Annotated in this window: 13 protein-coding genes and 1 pseudogene; 9 read left to right on the top strand and 5 right to left on the bottom strand. The window is 65.6% G+C overall.

Annotated elements, in window-relative coordinates; all coding sequences use genetic code 11:
* Positions 1–4 precede the first annotated feature (4 nt).
* Together ACVWYP_RS06275 and ACVWYP_RS06270 are read left to right on the top strand one after the other, a co-directional pair.
* Positions 5–2575 (top strand): ABC transporter permease, encoded by a 2571-nt coding sequence (locus ACVWYP_RS06275; protein ID WP_304498124.1) that lies wholly within the window; start codon positions 5–7, stop codon positions 2573–2575.
* A 234-nt stretch (positions 2576–2809) separates the two neighbouring features.
* On the top strand, positions 2810–3601 hold the full coding sequence (locus ACVWYP_RS06270; protein ID WP_021078796.1) for a Bax inhibitor-1/YccA family protein: 792 nt from the start codon (positions 2810–2812) through the stop codon (positions 3599–3601).
* 381 nt (positions 3602–3982) lie between these two features.
* Here the strand turns inward: ACVWYP_RS06270 and ACVWYP_RS06265 are convergent, their stop codons facing one another.
* The 3 genes from ACVWYP_RS06265 to acnA all read right to left on the bottom strand — a co-directional run bounded on the left by ACVWYP_RS06265 (position 3983) and on the right by acnA (position 8541).
* Positions 3983–4354: a DUF2794 domain-containing protein gene (locus ACVWYP_RS06265; RefSeq protein WP_028340822.1), complete on the bottom strand. Its 372-nt coding sequence runs from the start codon at positions 4352–4354 to the stop codon at positions 3983–3985.
* Between the two features lie 543 nt (positions 4355–4897).
* Positions 4898–5659 carry a DUF1223 domain-containing protein gene (locus tag ACVWYP_RS06260; protein ID WP_304498123.1) on the bottom strand — a complete coding sequence of 254 codons (762 nt, stop codon included), beginning with the start codon at positions 5657–5659 and terminating at the stop codon, positions 4898–4900.
* Between the two features lie 161 nt (positions 5660–5820).
* On the bottom strand, positions 5821–8541 hold the full coding sequence (gene acnA, locus ACVWYP_RS06255) for an aconitate hydratase AcnA (RefSeq protein WP_304498122.1): 2721 nt from the start codon (positions 8539–8541) through the stop codon (positions 5821–5823).
* A 240-nt stretch (positions 8542–8781) separates the two neighbouring features.
* Between acnA and ccmA the strand changes: the two genes are divergently transcribed.
* The 5 genes from ccmA to ACVWYP_RS06230 all read left to right on the top strand — a co-directional run bounded on the left by ccmA (position 8782) and on the right by ACVWYP_RS06230 (position 11678).
* Positions 8782–9384 carry a heme ABC exporter ATP-binding protein CcmA gene (gene ccmA, locus ACVWYP_RS06250; RefSeq protein ID WP_304498121.1) on the top strand — a complete coding sequence of 201 codons (603 nt, stop codon included), beginning with the start codon at positions 8782–8784 and terminating at the stop codon, positions 9382–9384.
* Positions 9381–10049, top strand: coding sequence for a heme exporter protein CcmB (gene ccmB / locus ACVWYP_RS06245; RefSeq protein ID WP_018269392.1), 669 nt, complete (start codon positions 9381–9383; stop codon positions 10047–10049). Before ccmA ends, ccmB begins: the two co-directional genes overlap by 4 nt.
* Before the next feature lie 75 nt (positions 10050–10124).
* Positions 10125–10904 (top strand): heme ABC transporter permease, encoded by a 780-nt coding sequence (locus tag ACVWYP_RS06240; protein WP_304498120.1) that lies wholly within the window; start codon positions 10125–10127, stop codon positions 10902–10904.
* 4 nt (positions 10905–10908) lie between these two features.
* Complete coding sequence (gene ccmD / locus ACVWYP_RS06235) at positions 10909–11088, top strand: heme exporter protein CcmD (protein ID WP_304498119.1); 180 nt, start codon at positions 10909–10911, stop codon at positions 11086–11088.
* Positions 11085–11678, top strand: a complete 594-nt coding sequence (locus ACVWYP_RS06230) for a DsbE family thiol:disulfide interchange protein (RefSeq protein ID WP_304498118.1) — start codon at positions 11085–11087, stop codon at positions 11676–11678. The genes ccmD and ACVWYP_RS06230 overlap by 4 nt, the downstream gene beginning before the upstream one ends.
* Before the next feature lie 187 nt (positions 11679–11865).
* On the opposite strand, the gene ACVWYP_RS06225 is transcribed toward ACVWYP_RS06230, so the two are convergent.
* Positions 11866–12468, bottom strand: a complete 603-nt coding sequence (locus tag ACVWYP_RS06225; RefSeq protein WP_304498117.1) for a septation protein A — start codon at positions 12466–12468, stop codon at positions 11866–11868.
* A gap of 61 nt (positions 12469–12529) precedes the next feature.
* A pseudogene (gene ftsY / locus ACVWYP_RS06220) lies at positions 12530–13478 on the bottom strand (signal recognition particle-docking protein FtsY).
* Between the two features lie 49 nt (positions 13479–13527).
* On the opposite strand from ftsY, the gene ACVWYP_RS06215 reads away from it, so the two are divergent.
* Positions 13528–14229 (top strand): RluA family pseudouridine synthase, encoded by a 702-nt coding sequence (locus ACVWYP_RS06215; RefSeq protein WP_026192094.1) that lies wholly within the window; start codon positions 13528–13530, stop codon positions 14227–14229.
* 105 nt (positions 14230–14334) lie between these two features.
* Positions 14335–15474 carry a DUF2336 domain-containing protein gene (locus tag ACVWYP_RS06210; RefSeq protein WP_304498115.1) on the top strand — a complete coding sequence of 380 codons (1140 nt, stop codon included), beginning with the start codon at positions 14335–14337 and terminating at the stop codon, positions 15472–15474.
* Positions 15475–15482: the final 8 nt, after the last annotated feature.

Below are 15482 nucleotides of genomic sequence, written 5' to 3'. Positions count from 1 at the left end.
CCACATGAGCATTGCGTCAGAAGTCGCGCTGCAGGGCCGCGCGTCGTCGCTTGCCTTCCGTTACGCGCTGCGCGAATTGCGCGGCGGCCTGCGCGGCTTCTACGTGTTCATCGCCTGCATCGCGCTCGGCGTGATGGCGATTGCCGGCGTCGGCTCGGTCGCCGCCAGCCTCGGCGACGGCCTGTCGCGCGAGGGACGCACGCTGCTCGGCGGCGACGCCGCGTTCTCGCTGATCTCGCGCGAGGCCAAGCCCGAGGAGGTCGCCTATCTGCGCACGCGCGGCGAGGTTTCGATCGCGGCCACGCTCCGTGCGATGGCGCGCAGCAATGACGGCAAGCTGGCCCTGGTCGAGCTCAAGGCGGTCGACGGCAAATATCCGATGCTCGGCGAGCTGACGCTCGAGCCGAACATGCCGGTCGCCGATCTGCTCGCCGAACGCGACGGCGCCTATGGCGCGGCCGCCGATTCGACGTTACTGGCGCGGCTCGACCTGAAGCTCGGCGACCGCGTCACCATCGGCAGTGCGACTTACCAGATCCGCAGCGTGGTGGTGGCCGAGCCCGACAAGCTCGCCGGCGGCGTCGGCCTCGGTCCGCGCTTCCTGATCAGCGAAGCCAGCCTGCACGCCACCGACCTGCTGCAACCGGGCAGCCTGGTGCGCTGGATCTACCGGGTGAAACTGCCTGACGGCGCCAACGACGATCGCGCCACCACCGCGCTGATCGACGGTGCACGCAGCGCCGCGCCGGAGGCCGGCTGGGAGGTCCGCAGCCGCAGCAATGCCTCACCGCAGCTCGAGCGCACCATCAGCCGCTTCACCCAGTTCCTGACCCTGGTCGGCCTCGCGGCGCTGCTGGTCGGCGGTGTCGGCGTCGCAAACGCGGTGAAGAGCCATATCGACCGGCGCCGCGACGTCATCGCCTCGTTCAAGGCGCTCGGCGCCACCGGCCGCGACGTCTTCACGATCTATTGCACGCAGGTGGTGGTGCTGGCCGGGATCGGCTCGGTGATCGGGCTCGTGCTCGGCGCCGCGCTGCCCTTCGTCATCGTCGGCCTGTTCGGCAAGCTGCTGCCGCTGCCGGTGGTGCCCGCGCTGCATCCCGACGAGCTGGCGCTGTCCTTCATCTACGGCCAGCTCACCGCGCTGGCGTTCGGGCTGTGGCCGCTCGGCCGGGTGCATGACGTGCCGGTCGCCGCGCTGTTCCGCGAGACCGTCACCAGCGAGTGGCATCGCCCGCGCTGGAGCTATCTGGCGCTGATGGCCGTGGTGATCGCGCTCCTGATCGGCGTCGCGATCGGGCTTGCCTATGACAAGCGGGTCGCCGCCGTGTTCGTCGCCTCGTCGATCGCGGTGTTCCTGCTGCTGCGCGGAATCGCCGAGCTCCTGATGGCGGTGGCGCGGCGGCTGCCGCGCAGCCGCATGACCATGCTGCGGCTCGCGATCGCCAACATCCACCGGCCGGGCGCGCTGACGCCGTCGGTGGTGCTGTCGCTGGGGCTCGGGCTCGCGGTGCTCGTCACCATCACCCAGATCGACGGCAATCTGCGGCGGCAATTCCTGGCCGCCCTGCCCGAGCGGGCGCCGTCGTTCTTCTTCATCGACATCCCCTCCACCGAAGCCGACCGCTTCAATGCCTTCCTGGCCAAGATCGCCGCCGGCTCGACCGTCGAGGACGTGCCGATGCTGCGCGGGCGCATCGTGGCCGCGCGCGGCGTCAAGGCCGACCAGCTCAAGCCGTCCGTCGATTCGGAATGGGTGCTGCAGAGCGACCGCGGCCTGACCTATACCGGCGAAATTCCCAAGGGCTCGAAGATCGTCGAGGGCGAATGGTGGGGGCCGGACTACAGTGGGCCGCCGCTGGTCTCGATGGAGAAGAAGATCGCCGACGGCCTGTCCCTGAAGATCGGCGACGAGATCGTCGTCAACGTGCTCGGCCGCGACGTGCCGGCGAAGATCGCCAACCTGCGCAACATCGACTGGCAGGGCCTCGGCATCAATTTCGTGCTGGTGTTCTCGCCGAATGCCTTCAAGGGCGCGCCGCACAGCCATGTCGCGACCCTGACGGAACCACACGCCGATTCCGCCGACGACGCGCGCATCATCAAGCAGGTCGCCGACGCGTTCCCGATGGTGACCAGCGTACGGGTCCGCGAGGCGCTGGAGACGGTCGGCAGCGTCGTCAGCAATCTGGTGCTGGCGATCCGCGGCGCCAGCGCCGTGACGCTGATCTCGGCGATCCTGGTGCTCGGCGGCGCGCTCGCCGCCGGACACCGCCACCGCGTCTATGACGCCGTGATTCTCAAGACGCTCGGCGCCACGCGGGTGCGATTGCTCGGCGCCTACGCGCTGGAGTATCTGATGATCGGTTTTGCAACCGCCCTGTTCGGGGTGATCGCCGGCTCGATCGCGGCCTGGCTGATCGTGACGCGGCTGATGACGCTGAGTTTTATCTGGCAGGCCGGCAGCGCCGCGCTGGTCGTGGTCGCCGCGCTGGTCGTCACGGTCGGACTGGGGCTAGCCGGGACGCTGCTCGCGCTAAACCAGAAGCCGGCCTCAGTGTTGCGGAATTTGTGACAAAATGTAGCGGCGCGAGCGCCGTTTTTGCCTGTAACGCTAGGGTAGAGCGACATTCGGCCGCGCGTGGAAGCTTGCGTCGGATGTGTTAATTTCCCACATACCAATCGGGTCGGATAGTCGGTTTGAATGACACGGAATTAATGTTCCGCAAACCGAGCCATCTGAGATAGATTTACGACCGGCGCCGCAAATCCCTTGCGCTCCACCGGGACCAACCACGGGAATTCGACCATGTCGGACCTAGACCGCAACTACGCTTCTCCTTTCGGCCGGGCCGCCGGGCGCATTGACGCTGCGGCCGTCGACGCCGGTCTGCGCGCCTACATGCTGCGCATCTACAACTACATGAGCATCGGCCTGGCCATCACCGGCCTCGCCGCGCTCGGCGTCTACATGGGTGCGGTGACCACCGACCAGTCGGCCGCCGTCGCCAAGTTCGGCAACGCCTATCTGACGCAGTTCGGCTACGCGATGTTCGTGAGCCCGCTGAAGTGGCTGTTCATCCTCGCCCCTCTGGCGATGGTGTTCGTCATCTCGGCCGGCATCAACCGCCTGCAGCCCGCGACCGCCCAACTCCTGTTCTGGGTGTTCTCGGCGCTGATGGGTCTGTCGCTGTCGTCGATCTTCCTGGTGTACACGCACACCTCGATCGTGCGCGTGTTCTTCATCACCGCGGCGACGTTCGGTGCGCTGAGCCTCTACGGCTACACCACCAAGCGTGACATGAGCGGCATGGGCTCGTTCCTGTTCATGGGTCTGATCGGCATCATCATCGCGAGCCTGGTCAATCTGTTCCTGGCGAGCTCGGCGCTGCAGTTCATCGTCTCGGTGGTCGGCGTGCTGGTGTTCGCGGGCCTCACCGCCTGGGACACCCAGCGGCTGAAGAACGACTACATCTACGGCTACGCCTCGCAGGGTGGCGTGATGGCAGAGCGTGCGGCAATCACTGGTGCGCTGTCGCTCTACCTGAACTTCATCAACCTGTTCACGCTGCTCCTGCAGCTGCTCGGCCAGCGCGACTAAGCGCCTCGAGCGAGCCGATCAAGTCCAAGCCCCGGCCATCCGGCCGGGGCTTTTCTTTTGCGCGGAGCAAATGTGGCGTAGTGGCGTAGCCCGGATGAAGCGCAGCGCAATCCGGGGCAAGTTCATCCATGGCTGCGACAGTCCCGGATTCCGCGGAGCCTGTCATCGCGCGTTCGCACGACCCGTTGGCTCCATCCGGGCTACAAGCTTTTCGTTTGCGCGAGGCAAAAATAGTGGCGAGGCCGCGCGAGGGCCGCACAACTGCGCCGGCGGATTAGCGGATTTGTAGCCCGGATGAGCGAAGCGATATCCGGGGAAGCTGTACCCGGGTGGTGAGATCCTCCCGGATGTCGCTTCGCTCATCCGGGCTACGAGAAATCCCTACACCAGCGACAGCTTGCGGTCGATCACGAACAGCACGCGTTCCAGTTCATGGCCGCGGCGCAGGATCAGGCCGGTCGCGGAAATCACGCTGTACATGCCCTGCTTGCGCGCAAGCCGGGGGTCCTTCTCGATCCGGTAGATCGGCACTTCCGACGCGCGCCGGAACACCGAGAACACGGCACGGTCCTTCAGGAAGTCGATCGCATAATCGCGCCACTCGCCGTCGGCGACCATGCGGCCGTAGAGATTGAGAATGCGGTTGAGTTCAAGTCGATTGAAAGTCACGCGGTTGGGCTGAGGGGTCGCGGCGGCGGTGCGCGCCGCGGCACGACTCCCGCTCGGATCGGTGTCCTCCGAGATCAAACTCATCGAGCGCCTCCTGTCACCTCGGCGACGATCGGGTTCCGAAGGCCCCTCTTCGGGATCGTCACGAGAGTGACATGATCGCGCTAAGCGAGCGTGCCCGCAAGGGGCCAATCGCAATGCAACCGGGCCTTAACCACGGCCGCGCGCGGCGGATTGTCCGGAAAACCGCAGAGTCACGGGAACGTTAGCGGAATCATATTGCTGCCCCACTTCCGCCCATCGCCCGCCCCGCTGCCCTGCGAAAACGAAATCCTGCGTTGGCCCGGTCCTTTCGGTTCCGGATTCCTCAGCCCCCAGCCCCCCGGGGCCGTCGGGATCGGGCCTGTTCGCAGGGGAGTTAAATCCCAACACTGGGCCAACGAAAGTTGGTCCTTTTTGTTTTTGGGACCTGCGCAAGCGAGACGCGCGCAAAACCCCGGCGCTTTCCTTTCGGCAAATCACTGAATGCAGGTTCGTCGCCATGCGCGGCTGCACGACGACATGCGCGCGGTCCAACGGCGCGCCACGGGCGGAAGCCGGCGCATCGCGCCTTACCGCAGCAAGGCTCTAGTGAAGCGAGGTGAAGGCAGCGCCGAGCATCGGGCCCGGCTTGTCGCGGTTGCCGTCCTGGACGTACACCGCCGCAGCATCGACACCGTCACGCGTGATGTTCTCCAGCGGCACGGTCCAGCTCCCGGACGAACCGTTCCAGTCACCGACCTTGAGGAGATTGCGCACCACGTTGTGGTAGGTGATCTCGCGGCCGCGGTTCTCGCCGCGCGCGATCGAGATCGGCACCGACTTCGAGATCGAGCAGATCCAGACCTCGCCGCGCGACACTGCGGGCGACTTCGACGCGGCGACCGACACGTTGATCTGCTTGCCGGTCAGCGTCATCGTCACCGGCACCGACATCACGCTGCCGCTCTTCTCGGTGTCCTTGATCGCGCTCTCGATGCTGGCGCGGTCGCTGCCGATCACATGCGCGGAGCCGTTGATCACGGCCTGCGGCGTGTAGACGTCGCGATCGCCGCGCACATGCGAATAGGCCTTCTGGCGCGCGCTGAAACGGGAGTCGGCCAGCGTGTCCTTCCAGCCGAGATAGTCCCAATAGTCGATCGGCATGCTCAGCGCGATGACGTTGGGGTCCTTCGCGAGGTCACCGATGATCTTGTCCGCGGGCGGACAGGACGAGCATCCCTGCGAGGTGAAGAGTTCGACGACTGCACGCGGATCGGCGTGGGCGGGGCGGATGATCGCGACGATTGCGCAGATACCAAGAGCGCCGGACCATCGCGAGATAGAATTATAGGCCATCATCGCTGTCATACTGCGAACCAGTCGTGATGATTTCCATCCGTAATTGTACGGAGCATGAAGTCTGTCCCTGAACTTGCGTGCCCCAAAACGCGAGAAAGCGGCCTTTTCATAGGCCGCCTTCTTTTTAGTCGCTACTCACTAAGCGGTGAGGCACCGATCACAAATCCGCGTTAGGCCGCGAGTTTGCGCAGCACATAATGCAGGATGCCGCCGTTGCGATAGTAGTCGAGCTCGTCCAGCGTATCGATGCGGCAGAGCAGCGGCACATCCTTCTTGCCGCCGTCGGCGGAGACGATTTCGGCCGTCAGCGTCTGGCGGGGCTTCAAATCGCCCTGCAACCCGCGGATCGTGACCTTTTCGTCGCCCTTGAGGCCGAGCGAGGACCACGACGTGCCGTCCTGGAAGGTGAGCGGAAGCACACCCATGCCGACCAGGTTGGAGCGATGGATACGCTCGAAGCTCTGGCAGATCACCGCGCGCACGCCGAGCAGACGGGTGCCCTTCGCGGCCCAGTCGCGCGACGAGCCGTTGCCGTATTCGGCGCCGGCGAACACCACCAGCGGCACGCCTTCCGCCTGGTACTTCATCGCGGCGTCGTAGATCGACATCTGCTCGCCGTCGGGCCAGTGCTTGGTCAAACCGCCTTCCGGAATATTGCCGTCGGCGCCCTTCAGCATGAAGTTCTTGATGCGGATGTTGGCGAAGGTGCCACGCATCATCACTTCATGGTTGCCGCGCCGTGTGCCGTACTGGTTGAAGTCGGCGGGGCGCACCTGGTGCTCGCTGAGGAACTTGCCGGCGGGCGAGGTCAGCTTGATCGAACCGGCCGGCGAGATGTGGTCGGTGGTGATCTTGTCGCCGAACATCGCGAGGATCCGTGCATCGACCACGTCGGTGACCGGATCCGGCTGCTTCTTCATGCCTTCGAAATAGGGCGGGTTCTGCACATAGGTCGAGCTCATGTTCCAGCGATAGGTCTCGCTTTCCGTGGTCTTGATCTTGCGCCAGTTGGTATCGCCCTTGAACACGTCGGCGTACTTCTTCTTGAAGATCGTCGCGGTGACGTACTTCTTCATGAAGGCGTTGATCTCCTTGGCGGTCGGCCAGATGTCCTTGAGGAACACCGGCTTGCCGTCCTTGCCGATGCCGAGCGGCTCGACCGCGAGATCCTTGGTCACGGTGCCGGCGAGCGCATGCGCGACGACGAGCGGCGGCGAGGCGAGGTAGTTCGCCTGCACGTCGGGCGAGACGCGGCCTTCGAAGTTGCGGTTGCCCGACAGCACGGCGGCGGCGACGATGCCGTTCTCGTTGATCGACTTCGAGATATCTTCCGGCAGCGGGCCGGAATTGCCGATGCAGGTGGTGCAGCCGAAGCCGACGAGGTTGAAGCCGACCTTGTCGAGATCGGCCTGCAGGCCGGAATTGGCGAGATACTCCGCCACCACCTGGCTGCCCGGCGCGAGCGAGGTCTTCACCCACGGCTTGGCCTTGAGGCCCTTGGCGGCGGCCTTGCGCGCCAGGAGGCCGGCGCCGATCAGCACGCTCGGATTGGAGGTGTTGGTGCAGGAGGTGATTGCCGCGATCACGACGTCGCCATGGCCGAGATCGAAGTCACGGCCCTCGACCGCATAACGCTTCTGCTCGCCCTCGGGCTTCTTGTATTCGCCAACCAGCGCGGTCGCGAAACCGGTCGACACCGCCGGCAGCGCGATGCGGCCTTCGGGGCGCTTCGGTCCGGCCATCGACGGCACGACGTCGCCGAGGTCGAGCGTCAGCGTGGTGGTGAACACCGGGTCAGTCGACTTGGCGGTGCGGAACAGGCCCTGCGCCTTGGCATAGGCCTGCACCAGCTTGACGCGATCGGCCTTGCGGCCCGAGGTCTTCAGGTAATCGATGGTCGCGGCATCGACCGGGAAGAAGCCGCAGGTCGCGCCGTATTCGGGCGCCATGTTGCCGATGGTCGCCTTGTCCGCAACCGAGAGATAGTCGAGGCCCGGGCCAAAGAACTCGACGAACTTGCCGACCACGCCGAGCTTGCGCAGCATCTGGGTGACGGTGAGCACGAGGTCGGTCGCGGTGACGCCTTCCTTGAGCTGGCCCTTGAGCTTGAAGCCGACCACCTCAGGCAGCAGCATCGACAGCGGCTGGCCGAGCATGCAGGCCTCCGCCTCGATGCCGCCGACGCCCCAGCCGAGCACGGCAAGGCCGTTGACCATCGTGGTGTGCGAGTCGGTGCCGACGAGCGAGTCGGGATAGGCGACCTCGAAGGTGCCGGTCTTCCGGCCGACCGTCATCTTCTCCTTCTTGGTCCACACCGTCTGCGCGAGATATTCGAGATTGACCTGGTGGCAGATGCCGGTGCCGGGCGGCACCACCGAGAAGTTCGAGAACGCCTTCTGGCCCCACTTCAGGAACTCGTAGCGCTCCTGGTTCTGCTTGTATTCCTCGGTGACGTTCTTCGCGAACGCCTTGTTGTCACCGAAGAAGTTGACGATCACCGAGTGGTCGATGACGAGATCGACCGGCACCAGCGGGTTGATCTTCTCGGCATCGCCGCCGAGGTTCTGCATCGCGTTGCGCATCGCGGCGAGGTCGACCACGGCCGGGACGCCGGTGAAATCCTGCATCAGCACGCGCGCCGGGCGGAATGCGATTTCGTGCTCGAGCTGGCGCTTCTTCAGCCACTTCGACACCGCAACGATGTCTTCCTTCTTGACGGTGCGGCCGTCCTCGTTGCGCAGCAGGTTCTCCAGAAGAACCTTCATCGAATACGGCAGCTTCGAAATCCCCTTCAGTCCGTTCTTCTCTGCCTGGGGCAGGCTGTAATAGACGTAGGACTTGCCGCCGACCTTCAGGGTCTTGCGGCATTTGAAGCTGTCGAGCGAGGTCATGCGAGGAATCCCAATTCTCAGTTATACCCGGCAAGGGTAACTAAACACCGGCGATCGGCACTGGCCAAGGGATGGCCTGGGGTGGGTTGCGGCCGCCGATTGTGTGTGCTGCATCAAGTTCCGGGCTTATAGAACCTTTCTAGAAGCACCGCCACACCGACAAGCGTGCGACAGCGTTGCGCGACCCAAAAATTCTCACGCGGTAGCGAAAGATTTCAGAGGGCTGTGACAAGACGAACCATGCGGCTCTCGGGACGAAATCTGAAATGCGTGCGCGGCGGACGCGAGGTGTTTTCCGGCCTCGATCTGTCGGCCACGGCCGGCGAGGCGCTCGCCATCACGGGCCCCAACGGCGCCGGCAAGACCTCGCTGCTGCGCGTCCTCGCCGGGCTATTGGTTCCCGCCGAGGGTGTGGTCGCGCTCGAAGGCGGCGACGCCGAGCTCAGCCTGCCTGAGCAGGCCCACTATCTCGGCCATCGCGACGCCCTGAAGCCTGCGCTGAGCGTTGCGGAGAATCTGTCCTTCTGGCGGGAATTCCTCGGCGGCGAGACACAGGACGCCGGCGGCTGCCTTGCCGCGGTGGCGCTCGACCACGCCGCGCATCTGCCGGCGGCCTACCTCTCCGCCGGCCAGCGCCGCCGCCTGTCGATCGCGCGCCTGCTCTCGGTGCGGCGGCCGGTGTGGCTGCTGGACGAGCCGACATCGGCGCTCGATGCGGCCGGACAGGCGCTGTTCGTCGGGCTGATGCGCGACCATCTCGCACTGGGCGGCCTGATCGTCGCGGCGACGCACCTTCCGCTCGGCATCGATGCGCGCGATCTGCGGATGGGAGGCGCGGCATGAGCGCGCTTGGCGCCTTGATCCGGCGCGACATCCGCATCGCGCTGCGCGTCGGCGGCGGCGCGCTGATCGGCGTGCTGTTCTTCCTCACCGTCACCGTGCTGATGCCGTTTGCGGTCGGGCCGGATCTGGCGCTGCTGTCGCGGCTCGGCCCCGCCATCCTCTGGCTCGGCGCGTTGCTGGCGAGCCTGCTCACGCTCGACCGGCTGTTCACGGCCGACCACGAGGACGGCTCGCTCGACCTGATCGTGATGAGCCGGACGCCGCTGGAACTCGCCTGCGCGGCCAAGGCGCTGGCGCACTGGATCGCGGCGGGCCTGCCGCTGATCGTCGCAACCCCGGTGCTCGGCCTCCTGCTCAATCTCGACGGCACCGCGACGCTTGCGGTCGCCGCGACGCTGCTGGCGGGAACACCGGCGCTGACCTTCACGGGTATGATCGGCGCGGCCCTGGCGGTGACGCTGCATCGCGGCGGGCTATTGCTCGCGGTGCTGGTGCTGCCGCTGTCGATCCCGGTGCTGATCTTCGGCGTGGCGGCCTCGCAGGCCGCGATATCGGGGCCCCTGCCCTTTGGAACACCGTTCTCGATCCTCTGCGCGCTGTCGCTTGCCAGCCTCGTGATCGGCCCCTTTGCCGCCGCCGCGAGCCTGCGGCACGGGCTGGACTGAGATGAGCCCGATCAAATCTCGCCGAGAGGAAATCGGCCGATTGCCTGCGACACATCGGACGATTATCAGAGTGCCATGACGCTGACCGACCTCGCCAATCCGACCAAGTTTCTGGCGCTGACCACGCGCATCCTGCCGTGGCTCGCCGGCGTGACCGCGATCCTGCTCGCGATCGGGCTCTACCAGTCGGCGATGGCGCCTGACGACTACCAGCAGGGCGCCACGGTGAAGATCATGTTCATCCACGTGCCGAATGCGTGGCTGTCGATGTTCGTCTGGGGCGTCATGAGCGTGGCCGCGCTCGGCACGCTCGTGTGGCGGCATCCGCTCGCCGACGTCGCCGCGAAGGCCGCCGCGCCGATCGGCGCCGCCTTCACCTTCCTTGCGCTCGTCACCGGCTCGCTGTGGGGCCGGCCGATGTGGGGCACCTATTGGGAATGGGATGCGCGCCTGACCTCGGTCTTGATCCTGTTCCTGATGTATCTCGGCCTGATGGCGCTGTGGCGCGCAGTGGAGGACCCGTCGCGCGCGGCAAGAGCGGCGGCGGTGCTGACCCTGGTCGGGGCGATCAATATCCCGATCATCAAATTCTCGGTCGACTGGTGGAACACGCTGCACCAGCCGGCCTCCGTGCTCCGGATGGGCGGATCGACCCTCGACAAGGCCTTCCTGTGGCCGCTGCTAGTGATGGCGATCGCGTTCTCGCTGCTCTTCATCACCTTGCACCTGGCGGCGATGCGCAACGAGATCCTGCGCCGGCGCGTGCGCAGCCTGCAGATGATGCAGGCCAGCCGCGTCTCGTTCACGACCGGTTCGCGCGATCAAAGCGCGTCAAACGAAATTGGAGCGGCGTGACACGATGGCGCTTGGTCCCTACGCCTCCTTCATCGTGACGTCCTACGCGCTGGTCGCGGCGGTCGTGCTGCTGTTGATCGTCTGGATCATCGCCGACTATCGCCGGCAACAGTCGCGTCTCAGGGAGATCGAGGCCAGCGGCGTGACGCGCCGCTCCGGCCGCAGTGCGGCGGACATCAGATGAGCGATCAGGCGACCAACGGCCCGCCGCAAGCCCGCCGCCTGCTGGTGGTGCTGCCGCTGCTGATCTTCCTCGGCCTCGCCGGACTGTTCCTGCTGCGGCTCTTTGGCGGCGATCCCTCGAAAATCCCGTCGGCGCTGATCGGCCGGCCGGCGCCGCAGACCGCCCTGCCCGCGCTCGACGGCCTGGTGCGGGACGGCGCGCCTGTCCCCGGTCTCGATCCCGCCGCCTTCAAGGGCAAGGTCTCGGTCGTCAATGTCTGGGCGTCGTGGTGCGTGCCGTGTCACGATGAAGCGCCGCTGCTGACCGAGCTCGGCAAGGACAAGCGCTTCCAGATCATCGGCATCAACTACAAGGACTCGCCCGAGAACGCCCGGCGCTTCCTCGGCCGCTATGGCAATCCGTTCGGCATCGTCGGCGTCGACGGCAACGGCCGCGCCTCGATCGAATGGGGCGTCTATGGCGTGCCCGAAACCTTCCTGGTCGGGCGCGAGGGCACCATCGTCTACAAGCTGGTCGGCCCGGTGACCCCGGACAACGTCAACAGCGTGCTCAAGGCCGAGATCGAGAAGGCGCTCGCGGCGGGCAGTTAGCCACAGCGGCTTCTCGGCCCTCACCTCTCCCCGTTCTTTACGGCGAGAGGTCGAAATTCGCGCGAAGCGGGAATTTCGGGTGAGGGGCTTTGGACGGTGTTTGTCACAAACTCCGAGCCTATCCGTGGAGAGACACCTCACCCCAACCCTCTCCCCGCAAGAGCGGGCCGAGGGAGCAGAGTGCTGATCACCCCTTCCGCACGTCGCCCGCGTCGGCCTCGCTCGCCTCCAGCGAGACCGGCTCGAGGTGATAGCGCTTGGTCAGCGGCATCTGGGCGATGGCGAAGATCATGGTCAGCGGCGTCACCCCGAACACCTTGAAGTTCACCCAGAAATCCGTGGTCTGCGTGCGCCACACGAGCTCGTTGAGAACCGCCATGCCGGCGAAGAACAGCGCCCAGCGCATGGTGAGGATGCGCCAGCCCTGCGGCGTCAGGTTGAACACCTGGTCGAACATGATGGCGATGAAGGAGCGGCCGAAGAAGAGCCCGCCGCCGAGCACGGCCGCGAACAGGCCATAGATGATGGTCGGCTTGAGCTTGATGAAGGTCTCGTCGTGCAGCACCAGCGTCAGGGTGCCGAACACAAGGACGATCGCGCCGGTCACCAGCGCCATGATCGGCACGTGCCTGGTCACCACATAGGATGCGATCATTGCGGCCACGATCGCCACCATGAACGCGCCGGTCGCGACGAACAGATGGTACTTCGCGTTGGCGATAAAGAACACGAGCAGCGGCCCGAGTTCGGTCGCCAGCTTGAACAGCGGATGCGGCTGGGTCTTGTCCATCAACTCTCTACTTTGATTTGAGGCATGACCCGATCCGAAAACCGGTGTCCACTTTTCGGGGTCATGCCTCGATTCCAGCAATTGCCTTGGCAAAATCCTTCGCCGTGAAGGGCGCGAGGTCCTCGACGCCTTCGCCGACGCCGATGAAATGCACCGGCAGCTTGTGCTTCTCCGACAGCGCGACAAGGATGCCGCCGCGCGCCGTACCGTCAAGCTTGGTCATCACGAGCCCGGTGACGCCTGCCGTACGATGAAACGCGCTCGACTTGCGACAACGCATTTTGTCCCACCGTGGCGTCGAGCACGAGCAGCACCGCGTGCGGCGCCGACGCATCGACCTTCCTGATGACGCGCACGACCTTTTCGAGCTCGTTCATCAGCTCGGATTTGTTCTGCAGGCGGCCGGCAGTGTCGATCAGCAGCACGTCGCGCGCCTGCTCCTTCGCCGCGGTCAGCGCGCTGAAGGCAAGGCTCGCCGAATCCGACCCCTGGGCGCCAGCGATCACCGGCGACTTGGTGCGCTCGCCCCAGACCTTGAGCTGCTCGATTGCCGCGGCACGGAAGGTGTCGCCGGCGGCCAGCATGACCTTGCGGCCCTCTGCGGAAAATTTCGCCGCCAGCTTGCCGATCGTCGTGGTCTTGCCGGAGCCGTTGACGCCGACCACCAGGATGACGAACGGCTTTTTTCCGGCATCGATCTCGAGCGGCTTCGCCACCGGCGACAGCACCTTCTCGACCTCGGTCGCGACCACGTCCTTGACCTCGTCGGCCGAGATCGCCTTGTCGTAGCGCCCTTTGCCGACAGCCTCGGCAATGCGGACCGCGACATCGGTACCAAGATCGGCGCGCAGCAGCACATCCTCGATGTCATCGAGCATGGCCGAATCGAGCTTGCGCTTGGTGACGAGGTCGGCGACCGCGGTCCCGATCGAACTCGAGGTCCGCTTCAGGCCGCCTTTCAGCCGCTGCCACCAGCTCTGTTTTGGAGTTCCCGCAGTGGTATCGTTCATGGCGCGGCTGTGTTAGCCGTTTCGCACTCCAAACGAAAGTCTCGACGAATTGATCGATGTTCCCCAATTGACCGCGGAAGAAATCCTGGGCCGCGTGCTCCACCGCGACGGGCTGATGCTGGTGATCGACAAACCGGCCGGCCTGCCGGTGCATCGCGGGCCGAAGGGCGGGCCCAATCTGGAGGCCTCGTTCGACGCGCTGCGGTTCGGCCTGCCGCGGCCGCCCGTGCTGGCGCATCGGCTCGACAAGGACACGTCCGGCTGCCTTGTCCTGGGACGCCACCGCAAGGCAACCGCCTCGCTCGGGCTGTTGTTCAAGCACAGCAAGATCTCGAAGACCTATTGGACCGTGGTCGAGGGCGGCCCCGCCGAGGATGAAGGCACCATCGACATGCCGCTCGGCCGGCTCAACGCCGAGCGCGGCTGGTGGCAGAAGCCGGACCCGGACGGCCAGAAGGCGATCACCAACTGGAAGGTGCTGGGGCGTGGCGACGGCCTCACCTGGCTCGCGATGGAGCCGGTCACCGGCCGCACACATCAGCTGCGGGTGCATTCAGCGGCGATGGGCTGGCCGATCGTCGGCGACAATATCTATGGCAACGGTCCGCGCTTCGGCGAGCCGACCTTGCATCTGCATTCCCGGGAGATCGGCATCCCGATCTCCAGGAACAAGGACCCGGTGCATGTGGTCGCGCCGGCACCCGAACACATGCGGGAGCGGCTCAAGGCCTGCGGCTGGAACGGGCAGTAGCCTCCGTGATTTTACGGAGAATTATCCTTTACGGAACATTCAGGCCGATCGGATAGTCCTGCAGGCGGCTTAGAAAAAGCGCGCCGCGACGGCTCAGGACGAGCAATGCTGAATGATGGGCAGGCAATTGTCGACGAGGTCGAGGCTGCGATACGCGCCGGCTCCGCCGATAAATGCCTGGCCACGGCAAGGCGCGTCACCAGCCTTTTCCTCGCATCCGCCGGCAGGTTCAACAGCGAACAGATCGAGCTGTTCGACAACGTGCTCGAGCGTCTGGTGAAGACCATCGAGTTGCGCGCGCTCGCCGACATCAGCGCGCGGATGGCGCTCACCGACATCAGCGAGCAGCTCGCACCGGTCGCCCAGGCACCGCCCGCGATCATTCGCCGTCTCGCCAGCAATGACGAGATCAGGATCGCGCGGCCGATCCTGCAGGAATCGTCGCGGCTCAGCGCGGACGACCTGGTCGAGATCGCACGGACCAAGAGCGAGCAGCATTTGCTCGCTGTCGCCGGCCGCTGGTGGCTGAAGGAGGTCGTCACTGACGCGCTCCTGGCGCGTCGCTTTGCGAGCGTGAGCCACCGCCTGGTCAGCAATCCCGGCGCCAAAGTATCGCCGGGCGGATTTGCCGTCATCCTGGCGCAGGCCGAGCACGATCCGGTCCTCGCAGTCGAGACCGGCATTCGCGCGGACCTGCCGTCGGAGCTCCGCCTTCAGCTCCTGCGCCGCGCGACGGAAGAGGTTCGCGGCCGTCTGCTGGAACGCGCCCCGCCCTATCTGTTCGAAGAGATCCGGCACGCGATCGCCGCGGTCGCCGCCGGCGTCGAGCGCGACATGTCGCAGGTCCGCGACTTCACCGCGGCCAAGCACCGCGTCGCGAAGCTGAAGGACGACGGCGAGCTCAACGAAGCCTCACTGCTCGGTTTCGCCAGGCAGCGAAAATATGAAGAGACCATCGTTGCGCTGGCGTATCTTGCGCAGTCGAACATCGAGGTGATCCGCTCCCTGATGCAAAGCCTGCGCAGTGAAGGCCTGCTGGTGCCGTGCCGGGCGGCAGGCCTGAGTTGGGATACCGCCGCCGCGGTGATGGAATGTCGCTATACCACCGGCTCCATGGGACCGGTCGAACTCGCCCATGCGAAGAGCCAGTTCACCAAATTGACCCGCGAAAACGCCGACCGCCTGCTGCGGTTCTGGCAGGTTCGCGCATCGCAGCCGGCAAGGCCGGGCGGGCGCACGCACTGAGTGCGTCA

Source organism: Bradyrhizobium sp. USDA 3262 (assembly GCF_054060035.1).
Note: the sequence above shows the minus strand (reverse complement) of the source record. Positions and strands in the feature narration are given on the sequence as shown.

Excerpts from the sequence above, each read along its gene's own strand:
- ACVWYP_RS06275 (WP_304498124.1), top strand. The coding sequence starts at position 5 with ATGAGCATTGCGTCAGAAGTCGCGCTGCAGGGCCGCGCGTCGTCGCTT.
- ACVWYP_RS06270 (WP_021078796.1), top strand. The coding sequence starts at position 2,810 with ATGTCGGACCTAGACCGCAACTACGCTTCTCCTTTCGGCCGGGCCGCC.
- ACVWYP_RS06265 (WP_028340822.1), bottom strand. The coding sequence starts at position 4,354 with ATGAGTTTGATCTCGGAGGACACCGATCCGAGCGGGAGTCGTGCCGCG.
- ACVWYP_RS06260 (WP_304498123.1), bottom strand. The coding sequence starts at position 5,659 with ATGACAGCGATGATGGCCTATAATTCTATCTCGCGATGGTCCGGCGCT.
- acnA (WP_304498122.1), bottom strand. The coding sequence starts at position 8,541 with ATGACCTCGCTCGACAGCTTCAAATGCCGCAAGACCCTGAAGGTCGGC.
- ccmA (WP_304498121.1), top strand. The coding sequence starts at position 8,782 with ATGCGGCTCTCGGGACGAAATCTGAAATGCGTGCGCGGCGGACGCGAG.
- ccmB (WP_018269392.1), top strand. The coding sequence starts at position 9,381 with ATGAGCGCGCTTGGCGCCTTGATCCGGCGCGACATCCGCATCGCGCTG.
- ACVWYP_RS06240 (WP_304498120.1), top strand. The coding sequence starts at position 10,125 with ATGACGCTGACCGACCTCGCCAATCCGACCAAGTTTCTGGCGCTGACC.
- ccmD (WP_304498119.1), top strand. The coding sequence starts at position 10,909 with ATGGCGCTTGGTCCCTACGCCTCCTTCATCGTGACGTCCTACGCGCTG.
- ACVWYP_RS06230 (WP_304498118.1), top strand. The coding sequence starts at position 11,085 with ATGAGCGATCAGGCGACCAACGGCCCGCCGCAAGCCCGCCGCCTGCTG.
- ACVWYP_RS06225 (WP_304498117.1), bottom strand. The coding sequence starts at position 12,468 with ATGGACAAGACCCAGCCGCATCCGCTGTTCAAGCTGGCGACCGAACTC.
- ACVWYP_RS06210 (WP_304498115.1), top strand. The coding sequence starts at position 14,335 with ATGCTGAATGATGGGCAGGCAATTGTCGACGAGGTCGAGGCTGCGATA.